We start from the raw sequence: 13,789 nt of genomic DNA, 5'->3' as shown, positions 1-13,789 counted from the left end.
CGGCCCACGACGCTTCGCGAATCGGCTCACGCTGCGGCGCAACACTCTTCCATACGATGCGCTGTCGGCGGCCGGCGCGCGCTTCCCCAGCGCGCCTTCCCGATGCTTCTTCACCTTAGCCAACCACTGCCATGCTCATCCGAATCGGCTTCGACATCGAACTGGTCCTCAGCCCGCCGACGGCCATGGTCTACATGCTGCAGGTGCATCCCTCGCGCGCCGGCGATATCCAGGGCACCGAGAACATCACCATCAGCCCGCCGCTGACCACCGACCACTACCTGGACGTTTTCGACAACCACTGCGCCCGCGTGCACGTGCCCGCCGGCGTGACGAACGTGCGATTGCGCAACGAGGCGACGATCTTCGACTCGGGCTGGCCCGACCCCGTCGACCACCATGCCGTGGCGCACACGCCCGACCAGCTGCCGGTCGACACCCTTCGCTTCCTGCTGCCCAGCCGCTATTGCGAGGTCGACGGCGAGCTGCTGGCATTCGCCTGGCAGAACTTCAGCCACGTGCCGCGCGGCTGGTCGCTGGTGCAGGCCATTTGCGACTACGTGCACCAGCACATCCGCTTCGACTACCAGAACGCGCGCCGCACCCGCACCGCGCTGGAAGGCTGGCGCGAGCGCACCGGCGTGTGCCGCGACTTCACGCACCTGGCGATCACGCTGTGCCGCTGCATGAACGTGCCGGCGCGCTACGTCACCGGCTACCTGGGCGACATCGGCGTGCCGCCGGTGCCCTACCCGATGGACTTCAGCGCCTGGTTCGAGGTGTACCTGGGCGACCGCTGGTGGGCCTTCGACGCACGCCACAACAAGCCGCGCATCGGCCGCATTCCGATCGCGCGCGGCCGCGACGCGGCCGACGTGCCGATCACCATGGTGTTCGGCGAGCACAGCCTGGCGCGCTTCGAAGTCGTGACGGAGGAAACCTGATGGCCACCGGCAGCAGAACACTGTGGAAGGGCGCCATCACCTTCGGGCTGGTGCACATCCCCGTGGGCCTGCACACGGCCACGACCGAGCAGGGCGTCGACTTCGACTGGCTCGACAAGCGAAGCATGGACCCGGTGGGCTACAAGCGCATCAACAAGAAGACCGGCAAGGAAATCGACAAGGACAACATCGTCAAGGGCGTCGAATACGAGGATGGCAAGTACGTCATCATCTCGGCCGACGAGATCGAGGCGGCGTACCCGCGCACGACGCAGACCATCGAGATCCAGCGCTTCGTCGACGCCGATGCGATTCCCTTCGTCTACCTCGAGCGCCCGTACTACCTGGCACCGATCAACAAGGGCCAGAAGGTCTACGCGCTGCTGCGCGAAGTGCTGGTGAAGACGAAGAAGATCGGCCTGGCCAAGGTGGTGATCGCCACCAAGCAGCACTTGGCCGCGCTGGTCCCCAGCGAGAACGCGCTGGTGCTCAACCTGCTGCGCTGGGGCGACGAAGTGAAGCCGCTCGACGGGCTGGACCTGCCCGCGGCCGGTGCCAAGGGCGCCAAGATCGGCGCCGCCGAGATGAAGATGGCCGAGCAACTGGTCAAGGACATGTCGGGCGAATGGAAGGCCGAGGACTTCAAGGACGAGTTCAAGCACGAGGTGATGAAGCTCGTGAACAAGAAGGTCAAGGCCGGCGACACCGAGACGGTGATCCAACCCGAGGAAGAGCCCCTGGCCGAAGGCGCCGAGATCATCGACCTGACGGAATTGCTCAAGCGCAGCCTGGGTGGCAAGAAGGCGAAGCCTGCAAAGACGGCCACCAAGGCGGCGAAGGCAGCCAAGGCTGCACCTGCGAAGAAGACCGCGCGCAAGGCGGCCGCGAAGAAGAGCGCACCGGCCAAAGGACGCAAGGCAGCCTGAGGCGGAAGCGAGGGGCGCCACTGTCCTCTCGGCCCGCGGAGCGCCGCGACTCAGGCGCCCGGCATCCAGCCCAATGCCTTCATGGCCGCCGCGAGGCCCTTGCGCCCGTCGTCCATGGCAGCCCACGGTGCATTGCCCACGTCCAGCCGCTCGGCGATGTCGCGCACCGTCCAGTGCGCTGCGCTGTCCAGCATCGGCAGTTCATCCCAGTGCACGGGCACCGACACGCCCAGGCCCGGCCGCGCGCGCACCGACCAGGCGCTGACGGTCGTGGCGCCGAAGCCGTTGCGCAGGTAGTCGACGAAGATGCGGCCGACACGGTTGCGCGGGCCGCTCTTGGCGACGAATCGATCGGGCACGATGCGGGCCAGGTGCTGCACCAGCGCCTGCGCGAAGCCCTTGACGTCGTCCCATTCGTAGTGGCGGCGAATCGGCACCACCACGTGCATGCCCTTGCCCCCGCTGGTCTTCAGGAAAGCCGCCAGGCCCAATTCGTCCAGCAGCACGCGCACGAGCATCGTGGCCTCTTGCATGGCGGGCCAGTCGACGCCCTCGCCGGGGTCGAGGTCGAGCGTGAAGCGATCGGGCTGGCCGATGGCCTTGGAAGTCGCGTTCCAGGTGTGCAGCTCGATCACGTTCATCTGCGCGGCGGACAGCAGGCCGGCTTCGGTGTCGATCTGCAGCAAGGGCTCGTGGCCCGGGTCCAGCGCCGGATCCAGCCATCGGACGCCGGGCATCTCGTTCTGGTTGGCGTGCTTCTGAAAGAAGAGTTCGCCGCTCACGCCCTCGGGCGCGCGTACCAGCGACACCGGCCGGCCGCGCAGGTGCGGCAGCATCAAGGCCGAGACCTGGTCGTAGTAGGCGACCAGTTCGCCCTTGGTGACACCGCTCTCGTCGTCGATCACACGTTCGGCGTGGGTGATGCGCATCGATTTCACAGCTGGCCTTTTTTGAGGGGGTCGACGCGTCGGCTTCGGCGAGTCGGGCGCAGCGACGGGCTGCTTCTGCTCGGCACTCGGCGCGTCACTGCCGGGCGGATGATCGACGTCGCGACCGCTGACGACGCTGTCGGGCTCGGCGTCGACCACGTCGTAGTCCGCGAGCGCGCGGGCCTCGTCATCGTCTTCCTTGATCAGCAGCCAGGCTTCCTGCTTGTCGCGTCCGCGGCCGCGCATGCGCACCAGCGCCCAGCGGCCGCGCAGCTTGTCGCCGTGCAGCGCGAACTTCAGCTTGCCATCGGCCAGGCCGCGGCGCGCATCGCCTTCAGGCTCCCAGCTGCCGCGGTCCCACACGATCACGGTGCCGGCGCCGTACTGATGCGCCGGGATCGTGCCCTCAAAGCCCGCATAGCCGAGCGGATGGTCTTCCACGTGCACGGCCATGCGCTTGACGGCCGGATCGAGGCAGGGCCCCTTCGGCACGGCCCAGCTCTTCAGCGTGCCGTCGAGTTCCAGGCGAAAGTCGTAGTGCAGCTGGCGCGCATGGTGCTTCTGCACCACGAAGCTGTGTCCCTGCGAGCCGCGACCCGTGCGGTGCGGTTCGGGGGTCTGGCGGAAATCGCGTTTGCGGCGGTAGTCCGCCAATGCTTGGTCAGCTTCGCGGGCGCGCGTCGATGCAGGCATGGGATGGTTCTCCTGCGACGACCGTAGAGCCAGGCGGCCAGTCGAGCTGTAGGAAGCCGGCAAGGCCGGCCGTGCGTCTCAGCGCCGGCGTCCAGGGAAGGCCGGTCCCGCGCGAACCGGTGCCGGCAACTCGGCCTCGTAGACGACGGGAAAGCCATCCGCCTGCCGCTCGATGCTCGCGATGGGCACCGTCGCATCGGCAGGAACGGTGACATAAAGCGCCCAGCGGCCATCGGCGGTGGTCGTCACGCCGCATTGCCGGACTTGCGGATCGTGACAAGTGTCGGCAACGGCGAGCAGGCGCTCGGGCGGCTCCGGCGTACTGGGCTCCCCGGCGTGGTGCGTACGAGCGGGCTTCATGCGTTGATTCCTCGGATGAGCGGGAAATCTTAGCGAGCATCCGCCGAATCACCACGCGCGACGGCGCACCAGCGTCGTCGTCGTGGGTTCTAGACAGGATGTACGTTGAAGCGCGCGCAGGCTGCGGACACGTCGCAGGCCGTGGTGGTCGCGCCATCGCCCGCAAAGAGAAGCGCGACCGGACGGCCCGATTTCTGCTCCAGGATCACCGACCCCGAATCACCTGGGTTGCTGAATGGCAAGTTGGCGTTGCCCGTGATGGTGATCGCGTTATCGAAGGTGGCGATGATCGGCATCTGCTGCGTGCCGTAGTTCACCTGCACGCCGCGCACGCGTATGGCGCGGATCATGCCCACCGTGACGCCCGTGGTTCGGCCCGCCTTGGTGACGACCATGCCGGGCCGCGGCGCCAGCAACTGCGGCGTGTAGTTCGGGATGTTGAGCATGGCGCCGGTCTTGATCTTCTTCGGATCCTGCACGACCGCGATGGCCGCATCGATGACGTTGCGCGGCTGCGAGCCCGGTGCCGGGAACAGGATCGGCTCGAAGGAACTGAGCGAGGCGATCGTGTCCGCGGATGCCGCAGAGAAGGGTTGGGTGAACGGGGTGCCCACCGGGAAGCGATTCACGTTGGCGAGCACGTGGTTGTTGCTCAGGATGAAGAGCGGCCCGCCGCCCTCGTCTCCCCCGCGCCGCACGAAGCAGCCGAGCGTGCCGACGAATTTCCCGCCCAACGGGCCGATCTCGACGCCCGCAGGAACCGGTCGGTGGCGCATCTGGTGCTGGCCCGGGTTCGCGACCAGCGCCGCCACGCTCTTGCGGGACGCCCTTCTGTCGAACGCCACCTGCACCGGCAGGTGCTCGACGTCGATCGCCACCCCTTGCCTCGCATCGCTCAGCACCGGCACCGTGGAAGCCGATTGGACGGAGGGCGCGTCGAACATGTAGACCTTGACGACGAACTGGCCGTCGTCCCGAATGCCGACGCCGGTCGCGTGGACATGCGCCAAGGGCCCGGCGGCCGCTTCGCCAGCCATGGCGCTGAAAGCCATGGCCTGGGCCTGCGGCACCGCGACGCTCATCTGAGCCTGAACGAGGTCTGCCCGAAATTCCTCGAGCGCTTCGAGTGCTTCACCAAATGTGGCCATGACGATTTCCTCTCGGTTGAATGGACGCCGCAGACGCTACGCCGGACCGCCGTGAAGGTCATCCACCGACATGTGGACTCGCGCTGGATGATTCGCTGCGCACCGGGACGGCGCCCCAGGCTGGCATCACTCGACGGGCGGTTCGAACGCGAAGCCGACGCCGTACACCGAGCGGATCCAGTCGTGCGCGGGCGACGCCGTGGAGAGCTTGCGCCGCAGGTTCTTGATGTGGCTGTCGACCGCGCGCTCGGACACGTCGGCGTCGTCGTCGTAGGCCAGCTCGAGCAGGCGCGCACGCGAGAAGATGCGGCCCGGATGGCGCGACATCGTCTGCAGCAGCCGGAACTCGCGCCGCGTCAGGTTGAGCGGCGTGCCGGACAGCGTGGCGCGCCAGTGGGCCTCGTCGAGCGTCAGCGCTTCCGCACCGCGCGCGGCCGGCTTGTTTTCGACACGGCGCAACACGGCGCGAACGCGCGCCACCACTTCGCGCGGCGAGAAGGGCTTGCAGACGTAGTCGTCGGCGCCCAGCTCCAGCCCCAGCAGGCGGTCGACCTCCTCGATGCGCGCGGTGAGCAGGATGACCGGGTGCGCGGTATGCGCGCGAGCCTGGCGCAGCACGCTCAGGCCGTCGAGCCCGGGCAGCATGATGTCCAGCAGGGTCAGGTCGGGCGGGGCCTCGAGCATGCGGGCCAGCGCGGCGCGGCCGTCGGCCACGTGCTCGGTCTCGTGGCCGGCATGGCGCAGGTAGTCCTGCAGCACGGAGGCGATGTCGGCTTCGTCTTCGACGATCAGGATTCGGCTCATGATCTGGTGGCGCCTATGACGCTTGCGATGCTTGGGAAAGTGGAAGCCAAAGAACGATGCGCAACCCACCCAGCGGCGATGCCGCGGCATCGATCTCGCCGCCGTGCGCCTCGACCATCGCGCGGCAGATCGACAGGCCGAGGCCGGAGCCGCCCAGCTCGCGGCTGCGCGAGCCATCGGCGCGGAACAGGCGCTCGAAGACCATCGGCAGCTCGTGCGCTGCCACGCCGGGCGCGCTGTCGTCGAAGCGCAGCACAAGCCGCTGCGCGCCGGCGCTGCCCTCGACCGCCGCGCCGATGCGCAGCAGGCCGCCTTCGTCGGTGTAGGCCAGCGTGTTGTCGAGCAGGTTCATGAACACCTGGTGCAGGCGGTGCGCATCGCCTTCGACCATGGGCTGCGACGCTGCCGCAAGCGCATCGACGGCCGCGGCATCGACATCGATACGGCGCTTCGCGAAGCGGTCGCGCGTGGCGGCCAGCGTCTCCTTCAAGACGGCCAGCGGGAACACGGTGGTCCGGGTCAGCGCCTCCGACTGCGGCCCGCGCATGCTGCTGCGCAGGTCGTCCACGAGCTGGTTGAGCCGCATCACCTGGCGATGCAGCCGCAGCGCCGTGCGGTCGTCGAAGGTGCGCACGCCGTCCTGCAGCGCTTCGATTTCCGCGCGCATCGCGGCCAGCGGCGTGCGCAGCTCGTGCGCCACGTCGGCCAGCCAGGCGCGGCGCGAGGCGTCGGCCGTGTCCAGGCGCTCGGCCATGTCGTTGAAGGTGCGGCCCAGCAGGGCCAGTTCGTCCGACCCCTGCACCTGCACGCGCGTGCCGAGCCGGCCCCGCGCCACGTCCTGCGCACCCTGGGTGAGCGCGTCGATCGGGCTCAGCCAGCGCCGCGCCAGCAGCCACGACAGCACCAGCGCGAGCACCAGTCCGGCCAGGCCGGTCAGCGCGATGAAGCCCGACTGCCGCGCGACGAAGGCGCGGTCGGCCTCGCTCTCGATGCCCTCGATGGGCGCGAGCACCAGTTCGCCGACCACCAGGTTGGCGCGGCGGATGGGCAGGTGCGCGGCCGTGTCGCGGTCGACGGCCGCACCCACCACCTGCCGGCCCTGCGCGTCGATCACGCCGAGCCGCCGGTAGATGGAATCGGGCGCCTCGCGCAGGCCGGCGAACAACCACGGCGGCGCGGGATGCATGTAGCGGCGCGGCAGCAATTCCAGCTGCGGCGGCGGGCCGGGCGGCTCGCCGTTGTCGGGGCGCGGTGAACGCGCGTACCAGGGCGGCAGGCGGGCGTCGTCGCCCTCGCGGCCTTCGCTCTTGGGCAAGCCGACGTCGCCCATCTGCAGGCGGCGCCACTGCTCCTCGTTGTCGCGCAGGCGGTCCCAGTTGCCATTGGCCACGTAATGCTTCTGCAGCAGTTGCGCCAGCCAGTCCATGCGCCGGATCTCGATCTCGGCGACGTAGGGGCCGAGGCCGCGCTGCAACGCGAAGATCGAGAAGCCGGCCGAGATCAGCAGCAACAGCACCAGCAGCGTGGCCAGGGCGAAGAAGATTTTCCGGGTGAGCGTCAGGCGGGGCATCGAAGGCATCGTCGGCGGCACGTGGGGCGCATGGCGGCATTCTGCCGTCACGGCCCCGCGGCCGCCGCTGCGGCGGCCGGCCGATCAGAAGGCGTGGCGGATGCCGAAGTCATAGCCGGTGGAAGAGCGCGGCAGGCCCGCGCCGAAGCCGACGCCGTTGCCGGCATAGCCCGTGGTGATGGCCGAACTCAGGCTGCCGGAGTAGGCCGCGTCGTTGCGGTTGTTGACGCGTGCGACGGTGGCGTAGAGCGCCGTGCGCTTCGACAGGTTGTGCACGTAGCCGAGCGCGAGCTTCTGCACGCGCGGGTCTTGCCCCACCAGGCCGGCCACGCCCTCGTCGTAGCGCACCGTGGAATACGAGGCGCGGATCAGCCCCGCGCCCACCGGCACGGTCGCGCCGAGCAGGTAGCCGTCATAGCGGTCGCGGGTGGATGCGAACGCGGTCTCGAAACCGTTGCGCACGCTCGAAACTTCACCGAAGAGCTTGACCGGCCCGAAATCGTAGGAAGCGCCCAGGTTGGCGGTGCGCACCTTGCGCGTGAGCGTGCCGTCGTCCACCGCGAGGCTCTCGCCGAGCGACACGGCGACGTCGAGCGGGCCGTTGGCCCAGCCGAACCGGCCGCCGACGGAGCGGCCTGCGCGGCTGTTGAACGTCGCGGTGCCGGCCGAGACGCTGGTGTCGGTGTTCTCGTGCAGGCTGTATTGCAACTGACCATAGAAGCCGCCGAGGTTCGACGGCAGGAAATAGCCGACCGAGTTGCTGGCGCGTGCGTAGTTCGTGTTCGCCAGGCTGCTGCTCGCGCCCACCGAGCTGATCTCGTTGGCGCCCGAGCCGTTGGTGCCGAAGGGGTCGAACACCGTGTCGTTCCAGTAGGTGGGCGTGTAGTCGCGGCCCAGCCTCAGTTCGCCGAAGCCGCCCGACAGGCTCACCGTCGAGCGCCGGTCGAAGCTGCCGATGCCGGTCGCGCCGTCGTCGTTGCTGATGGGCGCTTCGAGCCAGAAGCTCGCGGCCAGGCCGCCGCCCAGGTCTTCGGTGCCGCGGAAGCCGATGCGGCTCGAGGCGTAGCCCGAGTTCGACAGGCTCCAGCGGCTCTGCTTGCTGCTCAGGCCGGTCACGGCATCGCGCGAGGTCGCCGACTGGTAGCTCACGCCCGCGTCCACCACGCCGAACAGCGTGACGGACGATTGGGCGAAGGCCGGGCCGGCGGCGAGAGCCGCGAAGGCCGCGAGGGCCGGAAAGGATTTCTTCATTCAGATTGCTCCGGTTTCAAGGCAGGTGCGATGGAGCCGGAAGCCGCATCGCGCCACCGCTCCAAGTGGAGCGGCACTGTCATGTTCGACATCAAAAGCGGAGGAAATGGGGAGCAGCCCGTGGTGGCGAAGGGCGCCGCCGATGCATCAACGCTGCGCGCGCGATTCGCGCAGCAGCAGCACCAGCGCCCACACGTGCAGCACCAGCATGAATAGCACGCTGGCGGCCATCAGGCCCCGTTCGAAAGCATCGCGCAGGCCGAGGTCGGACTCCGGGTCCACGGCTTGCAGCAGGCCGAACACGGCCGGCGGCGTGACCAGCAATGCGCCGATCGCGCCGACGGCGCGGAAGGACGCGGTGCGCGTGCGCGGCACCACGGCGACCGCGGGCAGGCGGGGCGGCAGCAAAGGATCGGGGTCGTGCAGTGTGATCGCCATCCGGCCGATGATGGAGGCCGAATTCGTAGGAATCTGGGAGCCGGTACGGGAGTCGCCCCGGCGAGCGGCATCCGCTTCCCGTCCGCTCATGGCGCCAGGCCTGGCCTGGCGCCGACGCCCTCGCGTGCCTGCACCAGCGGCATGCGCAGGGTCAGCCCCATGCCGCCCAGCGCCGAGGGCGCCGCATACAGCCGCCCGCCCAGCGCATCGACGATGCGGCGCGAGCACAGGGCGCCCTCGCGCAACACTTCTTCGTCTTTGGCAATGGGGACCGCGCGCGCGATGAACAAGCGTTGGTACAGCGTGGCCAGCATCGGTTGTCGGCCCGACGCGAGGCTGGAGTCCATGAAGCTGACCACGGCCTGATCGTTCTCGCGCCGCGCGAAGGTTTTCAACACGCCGCCGCGCGGCATGGCGTCGCAGGCCAGGCGGACGATGTGGCCCAAGGTCAGCTTGAGTTCGCGCGGGTCGGCCCAGACGCCGAGCGCCACTTCGGGCAGACGATGCTCGAGCGCGATGCCGGCCGCGCGCAGCGAGGCGCCGCAGGAAGCGGGCATGTCTTCGAGCAGTGCACGAAGGTCGAGCCAGCGGCGTTCGAGCGGCTCGGCGCGCGAGGCCATCGCGAGAGGCTCGCGGGGTCTGCGTGCGAGGGAAGGCGTTGCGCTCAGGCCGAGGACGGCCAGCAGATGGGACAGGGGTGCCATGTCGATTCCTCCGGTGGAGTGGATGAAGGATGGATCGACGCTGCGATCCATCGCCTCATGCTGGCCGCCGAATGCGGAGGAATTTGGGAGTGGCGCTGGCCACCCGATTGCTTGCCCTCAGGCGGCAGGCCGGCGCAAGTCGCGCTCGCTGGCGACCGCGAAGTAGAACCACTCGGTGCCCGGCAGCGCGGTCGAGTTGGGGAACACGATGAAGCCGTCGCGCTCGGCCGCCAGCACGCGGCCATCCGCCCGCAGGCCGATGGGCTCGCCACGCGACACCGGGTCGAAGGTGGCCCACTCGCGCACGAACCGGTCGCCTTCGCCGTCGCGGTCGGTCACGCTGACCAGGCGCAGCAGCGCGGGCGGCTCCTGCGGTTGCGTCTGCGGCTCGACGGCGATCATGCCCAGCAGGCGCAAGGCGGCCAGGATGGCGCGGTGCGCGACCTCGGGCGCGGCCGGGTCCTGGTGCTGCCCGCATTCGAGCGTGACACCGTAGCCACCACGGCTGCGCATGTATTCGTTGGTGCCCCAGCCGAAGGCGATGGCGCGGTCGTCTGCAGGCTTGCCGCCGGCGCGCTGGGCCAGGCCGGCCGCGTAGATGTCGAGCCAGCCTTCGACCACGCGCGACGTGCCGAGGTGCAGCGCGAGCTGGCCTTCCTCGAATGCGCGGGCGAAGGGCTCGAGCGTGCCGCGGTTGTCGCGCGGGCCGATCATGGCGAAGGCGTCGCCGGCGCTCTGAAACGAATGCAGGTCCAGCAGCACGTCGTGTGCATCGAGCAGCGGACACAGCAGGTCGGTGATGCGGGCCTCGTAGTCGGCCGGTTGCTCGCCCGCGGGCGTGGGCTGGAAAAGGCGGTTGAGATTCCGCTCGCCCTCGCGCCGCATCAGGCGGCGGGCCAGCGGGTTGGCCACGGGAACCAGCGTGAGCCGACCGCGCAGCAGGGTGAGCGCGCCGCTGTCGAGTTCGGCCAGCGTGCGCTCGATGCCCGCGGTGCCGCAGACCTCGTCGCCGTGCACGCCGCCCAGCACGATGAGCCGGGGGCCGGGCTCGAGCGATGCGAAGGTATGGGAGCGCAGGGTGTCGCGAAGGGGGTGGGGCTGCTGCGTGTCGCTCATCTCGCTGCACATCCTACAGGGCGGCACAGGCCGGTCCTACCGGGTTTTTCGCCGTGGTATGCGACACCGGTCGACGATGACAAGGAGCACCCGATGAGCACCAGGAAGACCGCAGACGACGCCGGCAAGGCCGATCCGCTGAAGGACGCAGGCGGAGGCGACACCAAGGTTGGCCAGGGCGGCGAATCGGCGCCGCGCCTGCCGCACGAGCACGACCAGTCGTCCGACAGCCAGGAGAACCAGGGCGGATCGTCCGAACTGGGCCGCAAGGGCATGGAAGACGTCGAGCGCGGCGTGGTCGACACCGACCGCGGCCCGGTGGCCGACCGGGTCTACAACGAGAAGGTCAAGCGCTGAGGGTCAAGCGCTGAAGGTCAGCCGGCGAGCTGCGCGCGCATCTGCGAGATCACGCCCGCATAGTCCTTGGCATTGAAGATCGCGCTGCCCGCGACAAAGGTGTCGGCGCCGGCGCTGGCCACGCGCGCGATGTTGTCGGCTTTGATGCCGCCATCCACTTCGAGCCGGATGTCACGGCCGCTGGCCTCGATGCGCTTGCGCGCATGCTCGATCTTGCGCAGCGCCGAATCGATGAAGCTCTGGCCGCCGAAGCCGGGGTTGACGCTCATGATCAGGATGAGGTCGATGTCGTCGATCGCCCAGTCCAGCGGCTCGAGCCCCGCGCCCGGGTTGAATACCAGGCCCGGCTTGCAGCCGGCGGCCCGAATGGCCTGGATGCTGCGGTGGGTGTGCGGCGAGGCGTCGGGGTGGAAGCTGATGTAGTCGGCGCCGGCCTGGGCGAAGGCTGCTGCCAGCGCATCGACCGGCTCGATCATCAGGTGCACGTCGATCGGCACCGCCGTGCCGTCGGGCTTCTTCGCGTGGGGCTTGAGTGCCTGGCACACCATCGGCCCGAAGGTGAGGTTGGGCACGTAGTGGTTGTCCATCACGTCGAAATGGATCCAGTCGGCGCCGGCGGCGATCACGTCGCCGACCTCGGCGCCCAGGCGGGCGAAGTCGGCCGACAGGATGGACGGCGCGATGCGGAATGTGGGGCTGCTGCTCATGGTGGGCGGATTGTCGCAGGCCCTCCTTCGGCAGTTGTTAACATCGGCCCCCCATGCCCAGCCACCCGATCCACATCAAGGCAGAGCCGCGCTACCTGGCCGACCAGTCCTCGCCAGAGGAGCGTGTGTACACCTTCGCCTACACGATCACCGTGACCAACAACGGCCCGGTGGCCGCGCAGCTGATCTCGCGGGCGTGGCTCATCAACGACGCGTCGGGCAAGACGCAGAAGGTCAAGGGCCTCGGCGTGATCGGCCAGCAGCCGCTGCTGGCGCCGGGGCAGTCCTTCCGCTACACCAGCGGCTGCCGCCTGCAGGCGCCCAGCGGTACCATGCACGGGAGCTACTTCTTCGTGACAGAGCACGGCGACCGCTTCGACGTCGCGATTCCCCTGTTCGTGCTGGAAGCCGACACGGGCGGCACGCCCGTCTCGCGCGTGCTGCACTGAACGTATTTCACTTTTCTCGAGCCATGAACGCCCTGTGCGCTCAGCTCGACTCGCGGCGCCCCCGGCGGGCGCACGCGTCACTTGTATTGATTGGCCGATGAGCTCCTTCATAACCAACGACCTGCTGGGCTTCTGGTCCGAGTGGGTGCGGCCCTCGGCGGGCCTGCCGATCGTGCTGTGGTCGCTGCTGCTGGCCGCGGCCGCGGCGGCCGGCCACCTGGTGCAGCGCTACGCGGGCATGCCCAAGGTGGTGGGCTATTCCATGGTCGGCACCGTGGTCGGCCTGGCCGGCTTCGAGGGCGTGATCTGGCCGCTGCAGGGCATCAGCCTGTTCTTGCTCGAACTGGGCGTGGCCATCGTGCTCTTCGAGGCCGGCGGCCGGCTGCCGCTGCGCTGGTTCCGTCACAACCCGATGGTGCTGGTGCAGAGCCTGCTCGAGGCCACGCTCACCTACTTCGGCGTGTTCTGGATCCTGCACTGGATGGACGTGCCCGATCCGGTGGCCAACCCGATCGCGCTGATGGCCATCGTCGCCTCGCCGGCGGTGCTGATGCGCGTGGTGATCGACACCCGCGGCTCGGGCCCGGTGACCGAGCGCGCCATGACGCTCGCCACGCTCAACACCTTCTATGCGCTCACGCTGGGCTACGCGCAGGCCGGGCTGATCGAGCATGCGCCGCTCGGCCTGTTCCAGAAGCTCTACCCGGTGGCGGTGGTGCTGGGCATGTCTTTCGTGGTGGGCGCGCTGATGTCACTGGGGCTGCGCTCCGCGCTGCGCGTGATGAGCCCGACCAGCGAGAACACCTCGATCCTGCTGCTGTCGATCATCGCGGCCGGTGCCGCCATCGCCGCGCACTTCGGCGGCTCGGCGCCGCTGGCTGCGCTGATCGGCGGCCTGCTGCTCAAGGCACTGCATCCCAAGCCCTGGGTGTGGCCGCGCCAGCTGGGCACGGCCGCTTCCTTGCTGACGATGCTGATGTTCGTGCTGGTGTCGGTGGTGGCCGCGCAAGCCGACTGGAGTTTGCCGATCGCGAGCGTGGTGCTGGCGGTGATCGCCGTGCGCACCGTAGCCAAGATCGCCGGCGTGGCCATCGCCAACCCCGGCAGCGGCGCGAGCTGGCGGCAGGCCTTGTGGCTGGGCTGCGCGATGGCGCCGCTGTCGTCCATCGCCCTGCTGATCACCTCCGGCTTCGTCACCGCCTCGCCCTTGCTGGGCGCGATGATCACGCAGATCGCGCTGCCCGCCATCTTGTTGATGGAGATCCTCGGCGCGGTGCTCGCCACCGTGGCCATCCATGGTGCCGGCGAAAGCTCCAGGCCCTGGACCCCCGAGGCCTTCCGCATTCCGGAGGACACGCAACGATGAGCCTGTCGTCTCGCACTCCCCTGCCCC

15 protein-coding genes are annotated in these 13,789 nt (G+C 69.1%); 5 read left to right on the top strand and 10 right to left on the bottom strand.

The window, feature by feature from the left end:
• The first annotated feature begins 131 nt into the window (after nucleotides 1–131).
• Complete coding sequence (locus tag B0W80_RS20750) at nucleotides 132–944, top strand: transglutaminase family protein (RefSeq protein WP_077001054.1); 813 nt, start codon at nucleotides 132–134, stop codon at nucleotides 942–944.
• Complete coding sequence (locus B0W80_RS20745; protein ID WP_077001053.1) at nucleotides 944–1,870, top strand: Ku protein; 927 nt, start codon at nucleotides 944–946, stop codon at nucleotides 1,868–1,870. Before B0W80_RS20750 ends, B0W80_RS20745 begins: the two co-directional genes overlap by 1 nt.
• 50 nt (nucleotides 1,871–1,920) lie before the next feature.
• On the opposite strand, the gene ligD is transcribed toward B0W80_RS20745, so the two are convergent.
• The 9 genes from ligD to B0W80_RS20700 form a co-directional block, all read right to left on the bottom strand.
• Nucleotides 1,921–3,492, bottom strand: a complete 1,572-nt coding sequence (ligD, locus tag B0W80_RS20740; protein WP_077001052.1) for a non-homologous end-joining DNA ligase — start codon at nucleotides 3,490–3,492, stop codon at nucleotides 1,921–1,923.
• A gap of 78 nt (nucleotides 3,493–3,570) precedes the next feature.
• Nucleotides 3,571–3,852, bottom strand: a complete 282-nt coding sequence (locus tag B0W80_RS20735; RefSeq protein WP_077001051.1) for a hypothetical protein — start codon at nucleotides 3,850–3,852, stop codon at nucleotides 3,571–3,573.
• Nucleotides 3,853–3,941: 89 nt separating this feature from the next.
• Entirely contained in the window at nucleotides 3,942–5,000 is a 1,059-nt protein-coding gene (locus tag B0W80_RS20730; protein WP_077001050.1) for a hypothetical protein, read from the bottom strand.
• Between the two features lie 126 nt (nucleotides 5,001–5,126).
• Complete coding sequence (locus B0W80_RS20725) at nucleotides 5,127–5,804, bottom strand: response regulator (RefSeq protein ID WP_077001049.1); 678 nt, start codon at nucleotides 5,802–5,804, stop codon at nucleotides 5,127–5,129.
• A gap of 13 nt (nucleotides 5,805–5,817) precedes the next feature.
• Nucleotides 5,818–7,374: an ATP-binding protein gene (locus B0W80_RS20720; protein WP_077001063.1), complete on the bottom strand. Its 1,557-nt coding sequence runs from the start codon at nucleotides 7,372–7,374 to the stop codon at nucleotides 5,818–5,820.
• 84 nt (nucleotides 7,375–7,458) lie between these two features.
• A complete protein-coding gene (locus B0W80_RS20715) occupies nucleotides 7,459–8,625 on the bottom strand; it encodes a porin (RefSeq protein ID WP_077001048.1) in 1,167 nt (388 codons plus the stop codon).
• A 147-nt stretch (nucleotides 8,626–8,772) separates the two neighbouring features.
• The gene (locus B0W80_RS20710) at nucleotides 8,773–9,063 is read right to left on the bottom strand and encodes a hypothetical protein (RefSeq protein WP_077001047.1); all 291 of its coding nucleotides are present in this window, start codon (nucleotides 9,061–9,063) and stop codon (nucleotides 8,773–8,775) included.
• 86 nt (nucleotides 9,064–9,149) lie between these two features.
• Complete coding sequence (locus tag B0W80_RS20705) at nucleotides 9,150–9,767, bottom strand: HAMP domain-containing sensor histidine kinase (RefSeq protein ID WP_143684712.1); 618 nt, start codon at nucleotides 9,765–9,767, stop codon at nucleotides 9,150–9,152.
• Nucleotides 9,768–9,884: 117 nt separating this feature from the next.
• On the bottom strand, nucleotides 9,885–10,883 hold the full coding sequence (locus B0W80_RS20700; RefSeq protein ID WP_077001045.1) for a succinylglutamate desuccinylase/aspartoacylase family protein: 999 nt from the start codon (nucleotides 10,881–10,883) through the stop codon (nucleotides 9,885–9,887).
• A gap of 93 nt (nucleotides 10,884–10,976) precedes the next feature.
• On the opposite strand from B0W80_RS20700, the gene B0W80_RS20695 reads away from it, so the two are divergent.
• Entirely contained in the window at nucleotides 10,977–11,240 is a 264-nt protein-coding gene (locus tag B0W80_RS20695; RefSeq protein ID WP_077001044.1) for a hypothetical protein, read from the top strand.
• A 17-nt stretch (nucleotides 11,241–11,257) separates the two neighbouring features.
• Here B0W80_RS20695 and rpe read toward each other — a convergent pair whose 3' ends face one another.
• Complete coding sequence (rpe, locus tag B0W80_RS20690; protein WP_077001043.1) at nucleotides 11,258–11,947, bottom strand: ribulose-phosphate 3-epimerase; 690 nt, start codon at nucleotides 11,945–11,947, stop codon at nucleotides 11,258–11,260.
• Between the two features lie 53 nt (nucleotides 11,948–12,000).
• On the opposite strand from rpe, the gene apaG reads away from it, so the two are divergent.
• Nucleotides 12,001–12,396, top strand: a complete 396-nt coding sequence (gene apaG, locus B0W80_RS20685) for a Co2+/Mg2+ efflux protein ApaG (RefSeq protein WP_077001042.1) — start codon at nucleotides 12,001–12,003, stop codon at nucleotides 12,394–12,396.
• A gap of 97 nt (nucleotides 12,397–12,493) precedes the next feature.
• Nucleotides 12,494–13,762 carry a cation:proton antiporter gene (locus tag B0W80_RS20680; protein WP_077001041.1) on the top strand — a complete coding sequence of 423 codons (1,269 nt, stop codon included), beginning with the start codon at nucleotides 12,494–12,496 and terminating at the stop codon, nucleotides 13,760–13,762.
• Nucleotides 13,763–13,789 lie beyond the last annotated feature (27 nt).

The sequence above is a fragment of the Variovorax sp. KK3 genome (genome assembly GCF_001984055.1).
Classification (GTDB): domain Bacteria; phylum Pseudomonadota; class Gammaproteobacteria; order Burkholderiales; family Burkholderiaceae_C; genus Variovorax.
This window is presented reverse-complemented; position numbering and strand designations above follow the sequence as displayed.

Excerpts from the sequence above, each read along its gene's own strand:
- B0W80_RS20750 (WP_077001054.1), top strand. The coding sequence starts at position 132 with ATGCTCATCCGAATCGGCTTCGACATCGAACTGGTCCTCAGCCCGCCG.
- B0W80_RS20745 (WP_077001053.1), top strand. The coding sequence starts at position 944 with ATGGCCACCGGCAGCAGAACACTGTGGAAGGGCGCCATCACCTTCGGG.
- ligD (WP_077001052.1), bottom strand. The coding sequence starts at position 3,492 with ATGCCTGCATCGACGCGCGCCCGCGAAGCTGACCAAGCATTGGCGGAC.
- B0W80_RS20735 (WP_077001051.1), bottom strand. The coding sequence starts at position 3,852 with ATGAAGCCCGCTCGTACGCACCACGCCGGGGAGCCCAGTACGCCGGAG.
- B0W80_RS20730 (WP_077001050.1), bottom strand. The coding sequence starts at position 5,000 with ATGGCCACATTTGGTGAAGCACTCGAAGCGCTCGAGGAATTTCGGGCA.
- B0W80_RS20725 (WP_077001049.1), bottom strand. The coding sequence starts at position 5,804 with ATGAGCCGAATCCTGATCGTCGAAGACGAAGCCGACATCGCCTCCGTG.
- B0W80_RS20720 (WP_077001063.1), bottom strand. The coding sequence starts at position 7,374 with ATGCCCCGCCTGACGCTCACCCGGAAAATCTTCTTCGCCCTGGCCACG.
- B0W80_RS20715 (WP_077001048.1), bottom strand. The coding sequence starts at position 8,625 with ATGAAGAAATCCTTTCCGGCCCTCGCGGCCTTCGCGGCTCTCGCCGCC.
- B0W80_RS20710 (WP_077001047.1), bottom strand. The coding sequence starts at position 9,063 with ATGGCGATCACACTGCACGACCCCGATCCTTTGCTGCCGCCCCGCCTG.
- B0W80_RS20705 (WP_143684712.1), bottom strand. The coding sequence starts at position 9,767 with ATGGCACCCCTGTCCCATCTGCTGGCCGTCCTCGGCCTGAGCGCAACG.
- B0W80_RS20700 (WP_077001045.1), bottom strand. The coding sequence starts at position 10,883 with ATGAGCGACACGCAGCAGCCCCACCCCCTTCGCGACACCCTGCGCTCC.
- B0W80_RS20695 (WP_077001044.1), top strand. The coding sequence starts at position 10,977 with ATGAGCACCAGGAAGACCGCAGACGACGCCGGCAAGGCCGATCCGCTG.
- rpe (WP_077001043.1), bottom strand. The coding sequence starts at position 11,947 with ATGAGCAGCAGCCCCACATTCCGCATCGCGCCGTCCATCCTGTCGGCC.
- apaG (WP_077001042.1), top strand. The coding sequence starts at position 12,001 with ATGCCCAGCCACCCGATCCACATCAAGGCAGAGCCGCGCTACCTGGCC.
- B0W80_RS20680 (WP_077001041.1), top strand. The coding sequence starts at position 12,494 with ATGAGCTCCTTCATAACCAACGACCTGCTGGGCTTCTGGTCCGAGTGG.